Origin of the sequence: Liquorilactobacillus uvarum DSM 19971, assembly GCF_001434935.1 — a bacterium.
GTDB lineage: Bacteria > Bacillota > Bacilli > Lactobacillales > Lactobacillaceae > Liquorilactobacillus > Liquorilactobacillus uvarum.
This window is the reverse complement of record NZ_AZEG01000102.1, coordinates 1-801: the sequence shown is the minus strand read 5'-3', so window position 1 is coordinate 801 and position 801 is coordinate 1. Positions and strand designations below refer to the sequence as shown.

General features: G+C 40.7%; 2 protein-coding genes. Both read left to right on the top strand.

From position 1 onward, the window contains the following. Nucleotides 1-297, top strand: a 297-nt coding sequence (locus FD20_RS12605; RefSeq protein WP_162255667.1) for a dTDP-4-dehydrorhamnose 3,5-epimerase family protein, incomplete at its 5' end; no start/stop codon positions are given. Nucleotide 298: 1 nt separating this feature from the next. Further along, the coding region (locus FD20_RS12600) for a dTDP-glucose 4,6-dehydratase (protein WP_157060943.1) at nt 299-801 on the top strand (503 nt) is incomplete at its 3' end.

The following is an 801-nucleotide window of genomic DNA, read 5'->3' as shown; positions in this document are numbered from 1 at the left end:
TCGCCAACATATGGTAAATGGGAAGGCTATCTTTTAAGTGAATATAATCATCGCCAGTTGCTTGTGCCTAAGGGTTTTGCACACGGCTTTGTTACTTTAACGCCAAATGTTAATGTTGCTTATAAAGTTGATGGGTACTATGCGCCGGAAGCCGATGGCGGGATAGCGTATGATGATCCAGACGTTGGGATTGAATGGCCGATGCCTTTGGATCATTTGATTCTGTCAGATAAGGATAAAAAGCATCCACGCCTTAAAGACGCTGATTTGAATTTTGTTTACAAGGAGGATAAGTAGGATGAATTTATTAGTAACTGGTGGTGCAGGCTTCATCGGGAGTAATTTCATTCATTATTTTCTAGACAAATATCCAGACTGCAAGATCGTTAACTTAGATCTTCTGACCTATGCTGGAAATATTCACAGCCTCGAAGATGTACAAGCTGATCACCGTTATACTTTTGTGCACGGGAATATCACTAATCGTGAGTTGGTCGAACACCTTGTTACAGAATATCAACTTGATACGATTGTCAATTTTGCTGCTGAAAGCCACGTTGATCGTTCGATCTTACATCCGGAGATTTTTGTGGAAACTAACGTTCAAGGAACTTTGGCACTTTTGGATGTTGCTAAGAAACTTAAATTAAAGAAGTATTTGCAAGTGTCAACAGACGAGGTGTATGGAACTTTAAATGCTGAAGGTTACTTTAAAGAAACGACGCCGCTAGCACCGAATTCACCATACTCTGCCAGCAAGGCATCTGCGGACTTGTTAGTGCGGGCATATTATGAAACTTA